Origin of the sequence: Streptomyces sp. NPDC053431 (assembly GCF_044544925.1) — a bacterium.
In the GTDB taxonomy this organism is placed as follows: Bacteria; Actinomycetota; Actinomycetes; order Streptomycetales; family Streptomycetaceae; genus Streptomyces.
Genome location: NZ_JBITXX010000043.1, coordinates 1 through 15,425 on the forward strand (window position 1 = coordinate 1; position 15,425 = coordinate 15,425).

The 15,425-nt window shown below is 63.3% G+C and carries 7 protein-coding genes and 10 pseudogenes; 9 read left to right on the forward strand and 8 right to left on the reverse strand.

Annotated features, from left to right (window positions below):
- From ACIGXE_RS36735 to ACIGXE_RS36745, 3 genes and pseudogenes are all read left to right on the forward strand, one after another.
- A pseudogene (locus tag ACIGXE_RS36735) lies at positions 1–131 on the forward strand (IS630 family transposase); the annotation flags it as partial.
- A gap of 126 nt (positions 132–257) precedes the next feature.
- The gene (locus tag ACIGXE_RS36740) at positions 258–590 is read left to right on the forward strand and encodes an Lsr2 family protein (protein WP_399754484.1); all 333 of its coding nucleotides are present in this window, start codon (positions 258–260) and stop codon (positions 588–590) included.
- A gap of 223 nt (positions 591–813) precedes the next feature.
- Positions 814–1,426 (forward strand): annotated as a pseudogene (locus ACIGXE_RS36745) (IS5 family transposase); the annotation flags it as partial.
- Here the strand turns inward: ACIGXE_RS36745 and ACIGXE_RS36750 are convergent.
- The 4 genes and pseudogenes from ACIGXE_RS36750 to ACIGXE_RS36765 all read right to left on the reverse strand — a co-directional run.
- Positions 1,367–1,591: a hypothetical protein gene (locus ACIGXE_RS36750; protein WP_399754485.1), complete on the reverse strand. Its 225-nt coding sequence runs from the start codon at positions 1,589–1,591 to the stop codon at positions 1,367–1,369. The pseudogene ACIGXE_RS36745 and the gene ACIGXE_RS36750 sit on opposite strands and share 60 nt — an antisense overlap.
- 297 nt (positions 1,592–1,888) lie before the next feature.
- Positions 1,889–2,575, reverse strand: a complete 687-nt coding sequence (locus ACIGXE_RS36755) for a hypothetical protein (RefSeq protein WP_399754487.1) — start codon at positions 2,573–2,575, stop codon at positions 1,889–1,891.
- Positions 2,576–3,304: 729 nt separating this feature from the next.
- A pseudogene (locus ACIGXE_RS36760) lies at positions 3,305–3,789 on the reverse strand (IS5 family transposase); the annotation flags it as partial.
- A 2-nt stretch (positions 3,790–3,791) separates the two neighbouring features.
- Positions 3,792–3,911, reverse strand: a pseudogene (locus tag ACIGXE_RS36765) (IS5/IS1182 family transposase); the annotation flags it as partial.
- Positions 3,912–4,566: 655 nt separating this feature from the next.
- Here ACIGXE_RS36765 and lepB point away from each other — a divergent pair.
- The 3 genes and pseudogenes from lepB to ACIGXE_RS36780 all read left to right on the forward strand — a co-directional run.
- Complete coding sequence (lepB, locus tag ACIGXE_RS36770) at positions 4,567–5,316, forward strand: signal peptidase I (RefSeq protein ID WP_399754488.1); 750 nt, start codon at positions 4,567–4,569, stop codon at positions 5,314–5,316.
- Positions 5,317–5,523: 207 nt separating this feature from the next.
- A complete protein-coding gene (locus tag ACIGXE_RS36775; protein WP_399754490.1) occupies positions 5,524–5,958 on the forward strand; it encodes a hypothetical protein in 435 nt (144 codons plus the stop codon).
- Between the two features lie 2,038 nt (positions 5,959–7,996).
- Positions 7,997–8,389, forward strand: a pseudogene (locus tag ACIGXE_RS36780) (transposase); the annotation flags it as partial.
- On the opposite strand, the pseudogene ACIGXE_RS36785 reads toward ACIGXE_RS36780, so the two are convergent.
- Positions 8,386–8,638: pseudogene (locus ACIGXE_RS36785) on the reverse strand (transposase); the annotation flags it as partial. The pseudogenes ACIGXE_RS36780 and ACIGXE_RS36785 sit on opposite strands and share 4 nt — an antisense overlap.
- A gap of 220 nt (positions 8,639–8,858) precedes the next feature.
- Between ACIGXE_RS36785 and ACIGXE_RS36790 the strand changes: the two are divergent.
- The 3 genes and pseudogenes from ACIGXE_RS36790 to ACIGXE_RS36800 all read left to right on the forward strand — a co-directional run.
- Entirely contained in the window at positions 8,859–9,197 is a 339-nt protein-coding gene (locus ACIGXE_RS36790; protein WP_399754491.1) for a hypothetical protein, read from the forward strand.
- Between the two features lie 1,483 nt (positions 9,198–10,680).
- Positions 10,681–11,522: pseudogene (locus tag ACIGXE_RS36795) on the forward strand (transposase); the annotation flags it as partial.
- 218 nt (positions 11,523–11,740) lie between these two features.
- Positions 11,741–12,130, forward strand: a pseudogene (locus ACIGXE_RS36800) (transposase); the annotation flags it as partial.
- 146 nt (positions 12,131–12,276) lie between these two features.
- Here ACIGXE_RS36800 and ACIGXE_RS36805 read toward each other — a convergent pair.
- The 3 genes and pseudogenes from ACIGXE_RS36805 to ACIGXE_RS36815 all read right to left on the reverse strand — a co-directional run.
- The gene (locus ACIGXE_RS36805) at positions 12,277–12,858 is read right to left on the reverse strand and encodes a hypothetical protein (RefSeq protein WP_399754493.1); all 582 of its coding nucleotides are present in this window, start codon (positions 12,856–12,858) and stop codon (positions 12,277–12,279) included.
- Between the two features lie 1,259 nt (positions 12,859–14,117).
- Positions 14,118–14,389 (reverse strand): annotated as a pseudogene (locus ACIGXE_RS36810) (transposase family protein); the annotation flags it as partial.
- 152 nt (positions 14,390–14,541) lie between these two features.
- Positions 14,542–15,248, reverse strand: a pseudogene (locus ACIGXE_RS36815) (IS5 family transposase); the annotation flags it as partial.
- Positions 15,249–15,425 lie beyond the last annotated feature (177 nt).

Here is a 15,425-nt window from a genome sequence, read left to right on the forward strand (position 1 = left end):
AACGCGACATCCGGGCCTGGCTCGCCGACTGGAACGAGCACCCCAGACCGTTCGTCTGGACGAAGACAGCCGACGAGATCCTCGACAAAGTCGCCACCTACTGCCGACGAATCTCTGACTCAGATCACTAGCTTGCCAAGGCCCTCCCGCATCGGCCTGTCCGGTTGGCTGCGGCCCGGCGGGACCGCCTGTCAGCGAAGAGCGCGTGCCTGGAGATAATGCCATTCCATGCAAGCTCAGGAGCAAGGAGAGAACGAATGGCCAAGCGTGTGATCGTGGAGAGTGACCTGTCGGGCGAACCTGATGCTTCTCCAGTCATGTTCGCGTTCGACGGGAAGCGGTACACCATCGACCTCACGGAGGGAGAGACAGAGGAACTGCGGACGGTCCTCGCTCAGTATATGGATGTGGCCGAGGAGGTGACCACGACGGGCCAGGCAGCCGTCCCCAACCAGAGCGTCGGCCCTGACCCTGCCAAGGTCCGAGCATGGGCCCAGGAGAACGGCATTGAGGTCAACGCTAAAGGCCGCGTGCCGCACTCAGTGGTAACCCGGTACGAGAGGGCGATGGAAACGGCGGCAGAGGTGTAGCCGTAGCCCTGCGCGGTCTGCGTCTTCGGCAGGGGACCGCCCCCTTGCTCTCACTTGTGTCTTCCCCCGTTGGCGGACTGAGGGATCTGCCTAGTCACGCCAACAAGTTGTTTCAGAAGGCAATCAAAAGTTGCTGAGTCCCCGCCAGCTTGCTGGCGGGGACCTATGCCTCTGAGCGGCAATCAGACCCTAGAGGGCCCCAACATGCCGCTGAGGGTGCCCAGTTCTCGCGGCAGCCGACGCTGATGCCGACATCGGCTGGACCGTCTTGGTGGACTCCACCGTCTGCCGGGCTCATCTGCATGCTGTCGGTGCCAGGAAAGGGCGCCGGTTCCGGGCTGAACTCGACGACCACGCCCTCGGACGCTCCCGCGGCAGCCTGAGCACGAAAGTTCACCTCGCCAGAGACAGCCCTGCACGGTCTCTGGCCCTTCGCGTCACCGCAGGCCAGGCAGGCGACATCCGGCCTTCGAGACAGTCATGGCAGGCCTCCGCGTTCCGCGAAGCGGACCCCGGCCGACCAAGAACCCGGCCCGATGCCGTCCTGGCGGACCGCGCGTACTCGTCCCGCGTGATTCGCAATCATCTCCGGCGACGCGGGGATCCGCACAGTCATCCCTCAGCCGTCCGACCAGGGCGGCCACTGGCTGCGCCGAGGCCGTGACGGAGACCGCACACCGGCCTTCGACGCAGAGGCACATAAGCAGCGCAACTCGGTCGAACGGCGCATCAACCGGCTCAAGCAGTGGTGCGGCTTGTCCATTCGAACGGACAAGCTAGCCATCGCCTACCAGGCCGCACTCCACCTCGCCACCATCCTCTGGACAGCCGCTTGACCGCCCAAGCACGCTGCCCGCGGAGATGGCCTCATGGACGATCTTGTGGAATTCCTTGTCGCACGCATCATGGACGACAACCACACCTATGCCTACGTGGCCGACACCCTGGGCGGCGAGGCTCCTCTTGACAGCCACCTCCCCATGCTCGATCTGATCGAGCAACTGACAACGACTATAAAGCCATGGACCCCTCGGGCTCCCGCTCGGCCGGCCTGGCATACGCGCTGCGAGTCCTTGGCCAGTCATACGCCGAACACGCTGCCTACCAGCAGGGATGGCGCCCATAGCCATTCAAGGAGACGGGCTCTAATTGGCCAACTCCGGCCAGCTTTTGATCGGCGGCCCGGCCCGGTCAACGGCTGTCGCGCGCCGAGTACAAGCCGGAGCGGGCGATGCCGAGGATGCATAACCCCTTCACGCCACGGCGGCGTCGGCGGTCGGCGGGGACGCGGAAGCGGTTCATGAGCACGTATCCCGGCCCTTAGGTTTAAACACATCACCCATGTAGACACCAGTTGCCTTCGAGTAGGCCTCGGCAAAGTCGGCGACTGCCTCACGAAAAAGGACGTTGGGCCACGGATCCACCAGTTCCTCTCCCTTTTGCTGCAACTTGGAAAGGGCCGATTGTTCTAAATCTTGATCCCCAGCATGGCGGGCCAATAAGAGAGCCTGTGCAAGGCGCGCCGGCTCGCTAATGGTCGAGGCAACGGACCATACACTGCCACGATGAATGGGAACATCTGCCAGCAGGAGCCGACCTAGGTCTCGGCGGTCGCGGACAAAACGCAATGAAAGATGTGCAAACTCTGCGAAAGCCGTGGAAGCCTCCGCGTCCAGCGGATACCCTCTCTCTGGCCATGGGTAAGACGCAGCTTGGGCCGAGTTGGAGAACGTCGCGTCGTCAGACAGTCGGGGATGGTCGATTCGAATGCCCATGCCGGCTAAGCCTCGCAGTTGGCTTTGGAGCACCTCGTCGTACGTGATGACCCACCAGCTGAAACAACCGGTGCGGGACTTGTCGTAGCGGTCCTTCCAAATGGAGAGCACGGAATGCAGCCCACGTCGGTGGAACGAAAGATCTCCTCCCCGTATGCTTGTCGGGGTCATGCCTATTAACTCAACGACTTCATCCGTGATGCTGCGCATCGTCCATGGCCTCGCCATGAAGGCATATTAATGGAGCCGGGCTTAGCCAGGAACAGCCAGCCAGTCTGAGCGGGCAGCACCCGCTGATAGCACTGAACTTTGCGACAGTTCTGTGGGGTGGGTGGATGGTGGGCCGGGTGTGGTTGGTGAGCTTGTGTTTCTTGAGTGAGGGCCGTAGCGGTTCCACCGGGTTGGGCTTGGGTGCGTAGGTGGGTAATCGCTCGAGGATGAGCCAGTTCTGCTCGGCGACCCAGGCGCGCGTGGCCTGGCTCCAGTGGGCGGGCGGGGGCCGTCCCAGATCAGGATCACCCGCTCGCTCGATGAGGGTGGTGGTGTCGTAGCTGTCGGGCTTGAGGTGGAAGCCTGGGCGGGCCTCTCGATCGGGGTTGGTGGAGGGGTATCCCAGGGCCCCGGCCATCGCGGCGCGTTTCCCGTTCAGCCGGTTCCGCAGAAAGGGGTGCGGTCGCAGGGTGTGTAAGCGCGGCGGGTCTGAGGCAGCAGAGAGATGCCTTATTCGTCGAGGGGGACACGATCCAGTGGAGGACCCGCCTCATCACGCGAGATAAGGCGGGCATGCTGATCAGCCCGGGGGATGAAGCTACCAGCGGACAGCCACTCCATGTTGCAGACCAGGGGCGACTGTTCCTCCGCAGTGGGAGTCGCCCCAGCTCCACTAGTTGACCACTGCAACGGTGAGGGGGCATGAGTAGCTGCCACTTAGACCGTGTTCTATGTGGTGAGGCGTACGAGTCGCTTGTAGCAGCACAGGGCTGCAGCGAGTCCGAGAAAGGCCAGGTAGTTGCGGGGGTTGCGTTCGTAGCGGGGGCTGAGTCTGCGGTAGCAGCCCGACAGCCACGCCATCGTGCGCTCGATCACCCACCTGCGGCGGCCCAATCGCTCGCTGGACTCGATGCCCCTACGCGCAATCCGCACTCCGATGCGCTTCGCCCATAACCATTTCCGCAGATCAGCACGGTCGTAGGCTTTGTCGGCTTGAAGGGCTGAGGCTTGAAGTACCGGCCTCTGTACGGGGCGTGTCGCGTTTGGTCACCCGCGACCATGGGCCTCAGCCCTTCACTGTCGTGGGTGTTGCCGGCCGAGACACCGACGAGGAGGGGCAGTCCGTTCGCGTCCGACAGGATGTGCATCTTGGAACCCGGCTTACCGCGGTCCACGGGGCTCGGACCTGTATGTTCGCCCCTCTTTAGAGGTCGTTTCACTTGGTGAGTCGGCGGTAGTTGATGAGGCTGGTGGCGATGGCTGCGAAGGCGAGGAAGTGCTCGGGCTTGCGCTCGTAGCGACGGTGGAGCCGGCGGCAGCCGGCGAGCCAGGACATGCCGGAATCCGCTTCTGTGCTGCTCCAAGTGCGATGGAATGGTCCACATTCCTGAAACAGCGTGGATGCAGACGAGGTTGGCTCCGCTTCTTGAAACGACCTGTCGCCTGCAGAGCGTGCCTCCGTGTCGAAAATAGTACGGCGTGGTTCCTTGATGGGAGCTGAGGAGGATGTGGCCCCGCACTTTGACCTTCCGTTGTCGGTGCAGGCAGCATGCCATACGTCCGGCTCGGGCCTGCGACCCGGAACTAATTCAATTGCTCCGACGACTTATGCAGGGGCCGTTGCGTGAACGCTCGCCATGGGAGGTGACCGGTCCACCGTTGCTGTGGACCGGGAGCGTGGCACCGATGCGGGCGAGAGTACTGCTGGCGCAATGTGCTAGTGGAGGCTCGTGACCAACCACAGCGGGAGCACAGGCGAAGCGGATCCCACGGACTGAGTGGCAATCACTCTAACCTTTCAGGTGGGTCCTTAAGAAGCTGCACTAGCCCAGTGCACCTCCTGCCGGCGGTTCGCGGCAATACGCCATGCCCGTCGTTGCTCGGGTTGCAGCGAGATTGGTCGTGCTGCCATCCAGGCGACTGCTCATCGGGTGGTCCGATGAAGAATGAACGAGAACTACCGCCGCCTGGTCCAGATAGGGAGCCGATTGATGACTATCGAGGAGAAGAAAGCTGGCGATCGCGACGACGGTGCGAGTCCAGTACTCATCGATTGGCGGCGGAGAAATGCCAAAAAAATCCGAGAGAAGCGCTCTCGGGGAAAGGGACTTATTTCCCTTACAGGCATTGCGCTGCTCCTGACATTGCTTACAAAGACGTTCCTTGTCCAGGCATTCTATATCCCTTCGGGTTCGATGGAGAACACGCTGCATAAGGGAGATCGGGTCCTCGTAGACAAACTTACACCCTGGTTTGGATGGACACCGCAGCGTGGGCAGGTTGTTGTTTTTCGCGACCCCGGTGGCTGGTTACCGGAACGGCCTTCACGGGATAGCGCTTCCGTTCAGAGCCTGTTTCAAGAGGCGCTGGCTTTGGTGGGCCTGATGCCTTCAGCGGATGACAAGAACCTCATCAAAAGGGTTATCGCGGTAGGAGGTGACACCATTGAGTGCAACCGAGGCGAGCCGGTCAAGCTCAACGGCCAGTCCCTGGCGGAGTCATACATTCATCCTGAAGCCACACCTTGCGACGATTACCCTGTCGGCACAGTAAGAGTGCCCAAGGGTCATCTCTGGGTCATGGGCGATCACCGCAATAAGTCGAGCGATTCCCGAGCCCATGCTCATGAACCGGGCGGCGGCTTCGTGCCTGTAGGAAGCGTGATCGGCCGCGCAATCACTGTAGCCTGGCCAGTTCAAAGGTGGACCACGTTGCCAATCCCTCAAACATTCCACCAATAGCAGTGTCCTCAAATTGGTTTCTCGGTCGGCCCGACGTGACCGGTCCTGCAGGGAAGGTGCCCCTCGTATGGACAGGCTAGTTCACCTGTCTGGACCCTCGGGCTGCCTGCAGTCCCTTCGTCCCAGAACAGCTCTGCGAAGAGGCTCTATGGAGGCAGGGCCCAGGCCTAGGCTCCCCGCGGGCGGATCCATCGTTACTGCCGCCGCGTGTTGAGTAATGCGCTCTGCCTTACCGGACGAGTCATCAGAGAAGAGGACTCTTTGAAAATCCTCGCGTTTGCTTGTGTTGTCACTCGTCCTCTTATGCTGCTGGCGGGCTTAGCATGCTTTCTCTTTGCCGTCTTTGGTTCCCGCACTACCGTCGAGGGGGGCACGGTTATGCCGGGGTCGGATATAATTATCGGCGATTTAAAGGAAGATAGTCGCGCCTGCTACGACGGCTTCAGTGCGCTCCTGGATTCCGAGTTGTTGGCGATTAGCCACTCATCCCGGCAAGCGGCCAAGTCAAACGGTTGCGCCTTACGGGGCAACGACAAGCATCACGACGTCTATCAGGACCGTGCATATTATGTTTGGGATGACAGTCGCGATCGTGCGGCGTTACGCGATGGTCACGGGCGCACTGTCAACATCGAGGAATGAGGCTCTCCATTCTGAATGGAACGCCACAGAGGCGGTCTGGCAACTGCAGTGAGGTATTCTCAACGAAAAACCATTGCCAGGCGTGGCCGAGGATGCGGCAGTCTTGGCGATCGCACCTTTCGGCTGGGGCTGAGCGTGACTCCAGCGTCTGTGAGCTCGGCCGCGCCGGCGTGTTCGGCCACGTGCCGAGCGTCCCAGGCGGGATCAGCGTTGCGGGGTGGGGGTCGCGGGTTGAACTCGGGTGAAGTTAGAGCGCCGCCAGTAGGTCATCGCATGCGAGGTGACCACCGAGCCTTTCGGAGATTCGCCAGGCTTTGAGCCGTGCGGAGGCTCGTTCCACAGGTGGGCGGAGTGGGGTGTGCGCCCGGTTGCTGGACTCCTGCCTGGTCACGGCCGAGGTGTCCCTTGGCCGGCGTTGCTCCCGGATGTTCACGCCCTGCTTGCGCTGCTTGCCGAGGGGTCGTCCTAGCTGTTGCCGACACGGTCACGCCCGGCGAGGGTGCGTCCACGAGCACGCACCCACAGGGCGGCCTTGGCGTAGTGCCGGCATGAGCGTGGGAGCGGGGGACGACTGGTGTGTGATCACACTGTGTGCATTCCGTCGTTGTCGGTCTCTGAGCTTGTTCAACCTGAGCCCGGCATTCAGAGCCGAGACGGCTTTGACCTGTATCGATGCCAAAGTCTTGTCCAGTGGGCGGTGCTGGAGGGCTGCGTGCGTCGGACGTCGGCTCTGGCTTTGGCTCAGCGGTCGCGGATCGTGCTGGAGTGCGCCGAGGGCCACTGGGTCATGGAGGTGTCCCGCTGACTGCGGATCGCTCCAGACATGGTTCGCGCCTGGCGGCGGCGCTTCATCGAACGTGGTCAGTATGGCGTGTGGGACGCCCCCCGCCTGGTGTCCCGTGGAAGATCACCGATGCCGATGTCGAGCGGGTCATTGTCAAGATGCTCGAGGAAATGCCGGAGAACGCGACCCACTGGTCGACCAGGTCGATGGCCGCGGTGCTGGAAGGTCGAAGTCGACGGTCTCGCGGATCTGGTGTGCGTTCGCACTCGCGCCGTACCGGGCCCAGACGTTCAAGCTGTCGATGGATCCGTTGTTCATCGACCTGGCAGGTGCCGACCGCAAACCAAGTCGTGATTACTCACTCGCCGGAAACGGCCCGCATGGTCGTATGCGGGTGTGCGGGACATGCGGCCTGTGTGGCAGCTCCGCAGCCTCCGGTGGATCGGCACCCCACGACCATACCGGAGCGGCCCTCTGCCCCTGCCCGGGCGTGGCGCGGTGGTGCGGACGGCCAGTGAAGGGCCCTGTTGTAGAGCACAGCGGGGCCCTTCACACCCCCTCGGCGCAGCCGGTGGCACACGACCTTGCATGCTGTGTTGTCCATACGCCTATTGCGGCACCTGCTCAACTTAACCCGCAGGTGCCCCACGGCGGGTTTACCCGTCGGCCGCCAAGATGGCGAACCCGGAGTGGCACTGACCGCACCCCTGGGCGTCACCGTCAAACGGCCGGGGCGCGGGGTGGCTGCCGGTGGTCGCTGATCGCCATGCGGGACGGCGCGCATCCGGCTCTGTCACCGACTGGGACCCATCCCTGGGGCAGAGGCAGTACGGCAGAATGGGCGAACGGGACTTCATCGCGCCGAGCGATGGGGTTTTCGTTACCTGGGCAAAACGCCGACCGTGCTGTGTTGTACGGCCTTAAAACCGAGGCTCCCGCGGTATGCCACCTCGTCATCGAGCGGGCTGCAAGCCGACGTTGAACGCAGCTCGGCTCGCGTCGCCCTCGGCCGGTTCATGCCCTCGTACCCGACCGGCTCAGGCGCCTGCAGTATCAGCCCTGCAAAGCACCATGCTGGCAACCCCCGGAGCCCGCTGCCACGTGCCACCGGGCCGCCACGCGCTCATGCGCCATCCCGCAGACACGGAGGACCCCCGCAGTGAGAGCCGAGGTGCGTCGCTGCCTTTAAGCGGAGGGGGCTGTAGCAATAAAAGGTCCTAACAGAACCTGTTGACCATGTGACTTTCGGTTCGGATGGTCGTTGGTCTGGCCGTGGGGAAACGTCAGTCGCGGCCGTGGATCGTGTCGGATGAACTGTGGGCACTGATCGAGCCGTTGCTGCCCGGGCCGGCGCCGAAGTGGGTGGAGGGCCGTCCGCGGGTGCCGGACCGGCAGGTGCTGTGCGGGATCCTGTTCGTGCCGCACACCGGCATCCAGTGGGAGTACCTGCCGCAGGAGCTGGGCTTCGGGTCCGGGATGACCTGCTGGCGGCGTCTGGCCGCGTGGAACGAGGCCGGTGTCTGGGACCAGTTACACCTGGTGCTGCTGAGGAAACCGCGGGTCGCGAAGAAGCTGGACTGGTCGCGGGCGGTGATCGACTCCTCTCACGTCAGGGCCGCGCGGCGGGGCCCAAAAGCGGTCCCATCGTGCAGCCCCCATACTCCGGCCGCATAGATCAGGAACCGGCGATGGGCGGTCGACTTCGATATTCCGAAGCACGGCGGCAAGGCCCGCCAGACGCAGCCGCTGACCAGGAGGTAGATGATCGCGGCGAACAGCGTCTCATCAGGCCTGTCCAGCGCCGCCCTGCGGCCGCACCCTCGACGGCGGGATCAGCGGCTTCGCGCTCTCCCACAACCCATCCGGCACGATCCAACTCCATGTACCCCGCCCCATAGACGACGCAACGACCACCTCACCACATAGGACACGGTCTTAAGTAGTGGGTACTCATCACGCGGGACCTGTGCTTTGTTTGTCTGGATGTGAAGTGGTCAGGGCGGACAACATGCAGGTAGAAGGCGGCCTTCCGCTTTCCTTCGCTGAACCCTCCTTTCTTCATCTGTAAGGCACATACCTGTATAGGTCCGACCACTTCGAGAAGCATTATTGCAAAATGATGCTTCCCGACTTCCGGAGGGTGAAGTACCAAGCTGGCATGAGAGGGAATATGGAAACATACATCGGAGTGATGTCAGGGTGGTTTTATGATGCGGTAGTGCGCCAGTGGAGTCAGGCCTTGCTTCGATCTTCGTTGCAGCCATCGGATAAGCCGACTCTCGCTACCATTTATGAAGCAATCCTCGACCATCGTCAACGTGCGGATTTGCCAACGGAATTCGAGCAAGAGAATGGCGAGGACCGTCATGACTGGTCCGTAAGAACTGCGGCCTTCGCCTATCGCATGCTCGTTCAGAAGGCGAGTGGGGTGGCTGCGGCAACGCTGCCTTTTTGACTCCGCAGTCTCTGGCATGTGGCACGTGCGGCGCACTCTTCTCGGCGCTTGCGAGCCGTTTCAGCGCTCTGGTCTTGCATGAAGACCGCAGGTGTGATGGCAGTTGCGCAGGACGCCCCATGGACGTTTCTGTGGCCCACCGTATGCCCGGCCGACAGGTTCCAGCAACGGCCCGCAAGCCAGCCAGTGGCGGTGGGAGAGTGCGTGACGCGGGTCGTGCCAACTGACCCAGCAGACCTGCCACGGCCTGCTCCGGACCCAGATCGCTTAGTGCGGGGCTGCGAGAGCTGCGACAGTGTCACAGTTCGGCTCTGCAGGTTCAGCTGGGTCAGGCTGCAGTGTCGCTTGGCCGGCGTTGCGGAGGTTTCGCCGGCTCCCTGTTAGGCCTTGTCCGCGAGGACGGGGATTTTCAATGGCTCACAGATAGTGACGATGTTGTGGGTGCGGACGGCGGCGATGTCCGTGGTCCGTCCGGGCAGCCGGCGAGTACCAGATGTCGTGCTTGCGCAACGGCTCTTTCGACGGGGCGTCTGAGACGGGAGTGGCCCGGTTGACGCGCTTTTATGTGATGGTCCGGTTCTTGCCGGGTCGGCGCTTGTGGGGAACGGTGACGATGTCGCCGGCGCCTTGGTAGTCGGGGTCGGCTCGGTCGGGGATGCCTAGGTGGATGTAGGTGGTGATGATCGGGTGTTGTCGGGCCGCGGTCTGGGCGTGGGTCTGGTCCGGTAGCGCGGGTGAGAATTCATGCCAGGGTGTCGTCCGGTGCGGTCACCACCTGCGGGTTCACCCCCGTGCCGTCGGCGCTTTCTCGAGTAGCCGGCCCGGTCGCGTCGGCCGATCTCAGCGCTGTGGTCGGGCTCGGCGCACGTCCGGTGAGATGGCCGATCACGGGATGCGCATAGGCATGAGTGGTGCCCGGGCTGATCCCGAAGCAGGCCGCGAGTTGTCGCGGTGTCGTTCTTCCGCGGGTATACCAGTGCCACCACAGCGGTGCTCCGACGGTGACAGCCGGCACCGCCGGTCACCCTCGCGAGTCAGCATCGTCACCCCCTCCACCAGGACACCCGGACGTCGAGTACGGCACGACAAGGCAACCACCAGGCCCCCCGACTCGAAGAGCTGCGGTCGTCAGACATCCCGCTCAACAACTCCAGGGCCTCGCCATCACACCATCCCGGCCAGCACCCGAGACAAGCTCATTGATCCGACCGGTCTTGACGAGACAAGGCTGCGACCTGCGCGGGCCTCCTGACTCCAGCGGCCGCGTTCTTCAGCCAAGAGCCTGGAGAAGGCTACCTGGTCGCAGTCGAGGTCACGGGCAAGCTACCCGCGCCGGGCGAGGCCAACTTTGAGAATGAAGTTCTTCTTACAGGTCTACTCGTGGACCAATTGACCTTGTTGCTTAGGGGGTGTTTTACGTGCGTCGTGATCAATCTGCGAGATCTGCATGCGTGGCAGGGTGTGGACGGGTAGACCTTTTTTGGTGACGCGAGTGCAACTGACGGATGCGGAGTGGGAGTTATCGGGCCGTACCTGCCGATCGGCGAATACGGTCCGTATCCCGAGCGCCTGCGGCAGCGGTTCGAGGGTGTGATCTGGCGGTTCAAGACGGGCGGGCAGGGGCGAGAGATGCCGACGGAGTTCGGTGCCTGGTCGACCGTCCACAACCGCTTCCGGTAATGGCGTGACGCCGGCGTTTTCGAGGCGCTGCTGGAGGGCCTGGTCACGGAAGCCGCGAAGCGCGGCGAAGTGGACCTGTGTCTGGTCAGCATTGACTCCACCACCGCCCGGGACCATCACGACGCTGCCGGGATACACCTCGACGAGGACTTCCTCACCGCACTGGAAAAGGCTTCCGCCGAGGCGGAGAAGGCCAGGTCAAAGGGGGCAGCCTCGACGAACAAACCGGGCAGGATGCCGGAAGCGACCCCGCGCGGGAAGAGCGATGGCGCCTCCGGCGCTGGCGCAAACTCCGGCTGAAGGCCGCCCTGCTCGGGCGCTCCAGAGGCGGACAGACCAGCAAGATCCAAGGTCGCTGGCGACAGGAAGTGCCGCCCAGTGGCGTTCATCCTGACTGCGGGCCAAGGCCGCCGACAGCCCGCAGTTCATCCCCGTACAGGTACGTGTGCGAGGGTTCCTCGGCCGATCTCGCACCCGACCCGGCCAGGCGCGGTCGCCGCAGACAAGGCGTACTTGTCTCGTGGCAACTGCACCCCACCTGAGCAAACGCCGTATCAAGGCGGTCATCCGGAGGAAGAAGGACCAAGCAGCCAACCGGAAGAAGAAGGCTCCAGAGGCGGCCGGCCCATCAGTCACGACGCCGACGACCTCACCCGGAGCACCTAATGATCACAACCGAATACGCTGCCCTAGGCAGGGTCTTCGAATGATCACCGCTGGTGGATCGTGGTGTCGTGATAGGCCGCCATGAACTGCCGGACCGAGTGGGAGTTCGTCCGGCCGCTGCTGCCCGAGTCGTTGCGGGGACGCAAGCGGCTGGACGACCGCAGGGTCTTGAACGGGATCGTGTGGAAGTTCCGGACGACACCAACGACTGCACCCGGTTCACCGCCGTGATGGAGGCGAGCCGGGTGCCCCGGATCGGACCGGGGCGGCCCCGGGTCCGGCCCGATCACGTCCTGGGCGACAAGGGCTACAGCTCGAAGGCGATCCGCACCGCACCTGGCTCCGCCGCTAGGGCATCGCCCACACGATTCGCGAGCGGGCCGACCAGTTCCGCAACCGGGCTCGACGAGGCCGCCGCGGAGGCCGCCCGCCGGCCTTCGACCGCGAGGCCTACAAGCACCGCAATGTCGTGGAACTGTGCTTCAACCGCTCGAAGCAGTGGCTTGGCATCGCCACCCGGTACGACAAAAGCCGCCGAGTCCTACAAAGCCACCGTCACCCTCGCGTCACTCCTGATGTGGGCGTGACATTTGACGACAGAACCTAGTGCCGGGCGTTCAGGGAAGCGCCTGCGGCTGGAAAAGGCGTGTAGAACGCACCCAGCCAGCGCACCCCGTTACTCGTCAGTGTGGCTCCAGCCCGCGGCCGCCGACTGGGCAGCCTGCCGAAAATTTCAGTTCAAATAGGGCGACTCGTCAACTTCGGAGAAGGTTGCTTTTTCGTACGTATTCATCCCGGTCTGGGGGACCCATGCGTATGCAAGAACGCTCGTGGACACTCTATTGGCGGTGCCTGGCGAGTCATCCTTGAACCAGGACGATGTGCAGGTCTTGTACTGCCCTACCTTGATTTCCCCATGGAAGCAATCATTGTTCGGATACCAGCCCTTTAGGGTTTTCCCATTAGAGTTGGCCGTCAGTCCTTCTCCGACCATTTTATTAAAAATAAGCTCCCGGGACCCCCAATGTCCGTAATTGTACCCGTATTTTTGACTGGTGCCCGAGCCATTAAACACGGTGCTGGATCCGGCGAAATATTCATCACCATTCGGCGCAATTGTCTTGTGGATGCATGTCTGGATGTACATGTCCCGGTACCCATTCCCGATGCTGGACGGGCCGGAGTACCCCGAGAAGCTCCTCCAGGGATTGCAGACAGTCTGCTCCCCGTAAGCACTTGCGGGAGTAGCGGTGATCACCGTGGCGCCTGCAGCCAAGGTCGCGACTGCGGCTGCCAGCTTCTTGAACGAATGCATTTTCCTTCATCCTCACGGCATCATTGGCTCACAGGAAGTAGATATCGTGAGCTCGGAGGTTCACTGATGAGTTTTACCATCGTACAGTTCTGTAAAAATTATTGGAATAAGTAATTGCAGCTCAGTGGGGTTTTCAGCGAATGATCTTGAGGCTGCTGAGGTGGGAAGCTAGTACTGATCCGTGTGCAGCCTGCGCGCCGCCTCCTGCTGCCACAGCGGAAGGCATCATCAACACTGCCCTGTTAGACGACGAGCTTTGTTCATAAGATGAAGCGTCCATTCGCGTAAGGCAAGCAAAAAAGGGAGCAGTAGCTGACGATCAACCTTTCAGCTGCGTTCCGGCAGAGAAAACCGTACTCAACCTCGCGGCGAGGCAACCTGAACTGAGATCTGCGACGGCTGCTGAAGCGGGCCGTCTAGTCAAGGCGCTTGCCCCGAGATCGCAGGGTGGGGTTCGGGCATACGCCGAAGCCTGCAGCCAGCGAGGGTCTGCCCGAGCATGCGTGCGCTCAGTAGGAAGCGGACAGCGCACTGCCGAGACCCAGCGCAACCTTCAACCGCGAAACGTCTAGAGCAGATGTCTTTGGCTCAGCAGGCCCGTCCCGCGGCAGGCGGCTGACACCACCTCTGCAACATCCGACGCCTTCAGCCCAGCCTCGGACAACGCCGCCTAATCAGCAGCCGCAGCAACATCAACTACACCGGGGCCGATGACGTGGTCTTGGTTGGCACTCTGCCCGGGCTCGACCGCGTTGTAGGGGCCATACCAGCGCCGCGGGCAAGCAGGCGGACACCCAGTATTCGCGCAGCGCAAGGCCGTCGCGGCGAACGTGCGGTTCCTCATCGCTGCGGGCCGCACCTACCCCGTGATGGGGTCTCCGACGGCGAGCCCGCACCGAGCCTGTCGAGTATCACGTGGTGGAGTCTGACCACAGCCGGGCCTCCGACCACTCGCTACACGGACCGTGGCCGTGTTGCCCCTGACGAGCCGAACGACGCTGAGGCAGCTGCTCCCACGAGCTGCCCGACGTAGTTACGAACACGTTCGCCCCAGGACCTCCCGGTCGCCATGTTCGGCGCCGTTCACCACCCTCAGGCCGCGATAGAGCCTCCGGCACCACCCGCTGGGATAGCGCTCCTACAGCCCATCCGGCACCGGCCGCTCGTCAATCCCCATGAGCTGCCGCGGCTACGGGTTGCTGAGCAGGTGGTCTCGGTCCAGGTCGCTTGAGTTCGCTACAGACAACGGGGATTCGCTAGGACTTCAGCAGGGCGAAGGCTCGTTCTCCCGGGGCCACTGTGTCTGGCGTGGTCGCGGTTGAACTGCTGGATGGCTGGGTTGTTCGCGGTGGTGGTAGTACAAGGTCCGGAAGGTGGCGCCGGCGCCTTGGTAGGCCCGGTCCGCGAGGACGAGGATCTGGCGGGCGAGGCAGGCTTGGACGATGCCATGGGCCCGAGCCGCGGTCAGGTCGTGGGTCCGGCCGGGCGTCGCGCGGGAAAACCACAGCGACGTGCCGTCGGGACGAGCGATGCCTGTCGCGAAGGCCTCTATCGGGACACCCCCGCCGCCCTGGCGACAGCGAGCGCCGTCCCAGACGATGGTCGACAGATCAAGACGCAGGACATAGAAGTCAGTCGTAGCGCGGGTCAGACCACCACCGGGACGGCACTGCCATCCTCACAGTCGTAGCGGGTGGCCAGACCGTGCCATCGCTTGAGCCTGTTGATGCAGCGTTGGACGGTGTTGCGCTGCTTGTAGGCCTCGCGGTCGAAGGCCGGCGGCCGCCCGCCGAGCCGCTTGCGGTTCGCGGCCTGGTCGGAGGGCTGTGGGATCACGGCCCGGATCCCGCGCCGGCGGAGATGGGCGCGGATCGCGTGGGACGAGTAGGCCTTGTCGGCCAGGACCACGTCCGGTGTGATCCTGGGCCGGCCGATGGGTCGGGGCACCCGTAAGCGAGCCATGACTTCGGGGAATGCCGGTGCGTCACCTGCCTGGCCGGGCGTGAGGACAAACGCCAGTGGTCGGCAGTTGCTGTCTGCGGCGAGGTGGATCTTCGTGGTCAGTCCGCCGCGGGAGCGTCCGAGGGCATGGTCGTGCGGCTCGCCGGCCGGGGCCCCTTTTGACGGGCCCCGGCCGCGTGCTGATGAGCCCGGACGATCGTGGAGTCGACCGCAACGAGCCAGTCGAGGTCGCCTTCGGCGTCTGCCTGGGCGAGCAGGGCGGTGAAGACCTTCTCCCAGGTGCCGTCGGCGGCCCATTTCCGCAACCGGTTGTGGGCGCCTTTCCACGAGCCGAAGTGCTCGGGCAGGTCCATCCACGGCGTGCCGGTGCGGTACTTGAACGCGATCGCGTCGATCACCTGGCGGTGATCGCGCCACCGGCCACCCCGCTTCGGTGTCCGGTCCGAACGATCAGATGATCCGAAGGAAACGCCCTAGTGACCTGAGTCAGAGATTCGTCGTTAGTCGGGTATGAGTCGTCCGGGTCCGAAGATTCCGCCGTTGTCGGTCACCGACGCCCAGCGGGCGGTGCTGGAGGGGTGGTTACGTCGCCGGACGACGGCCCA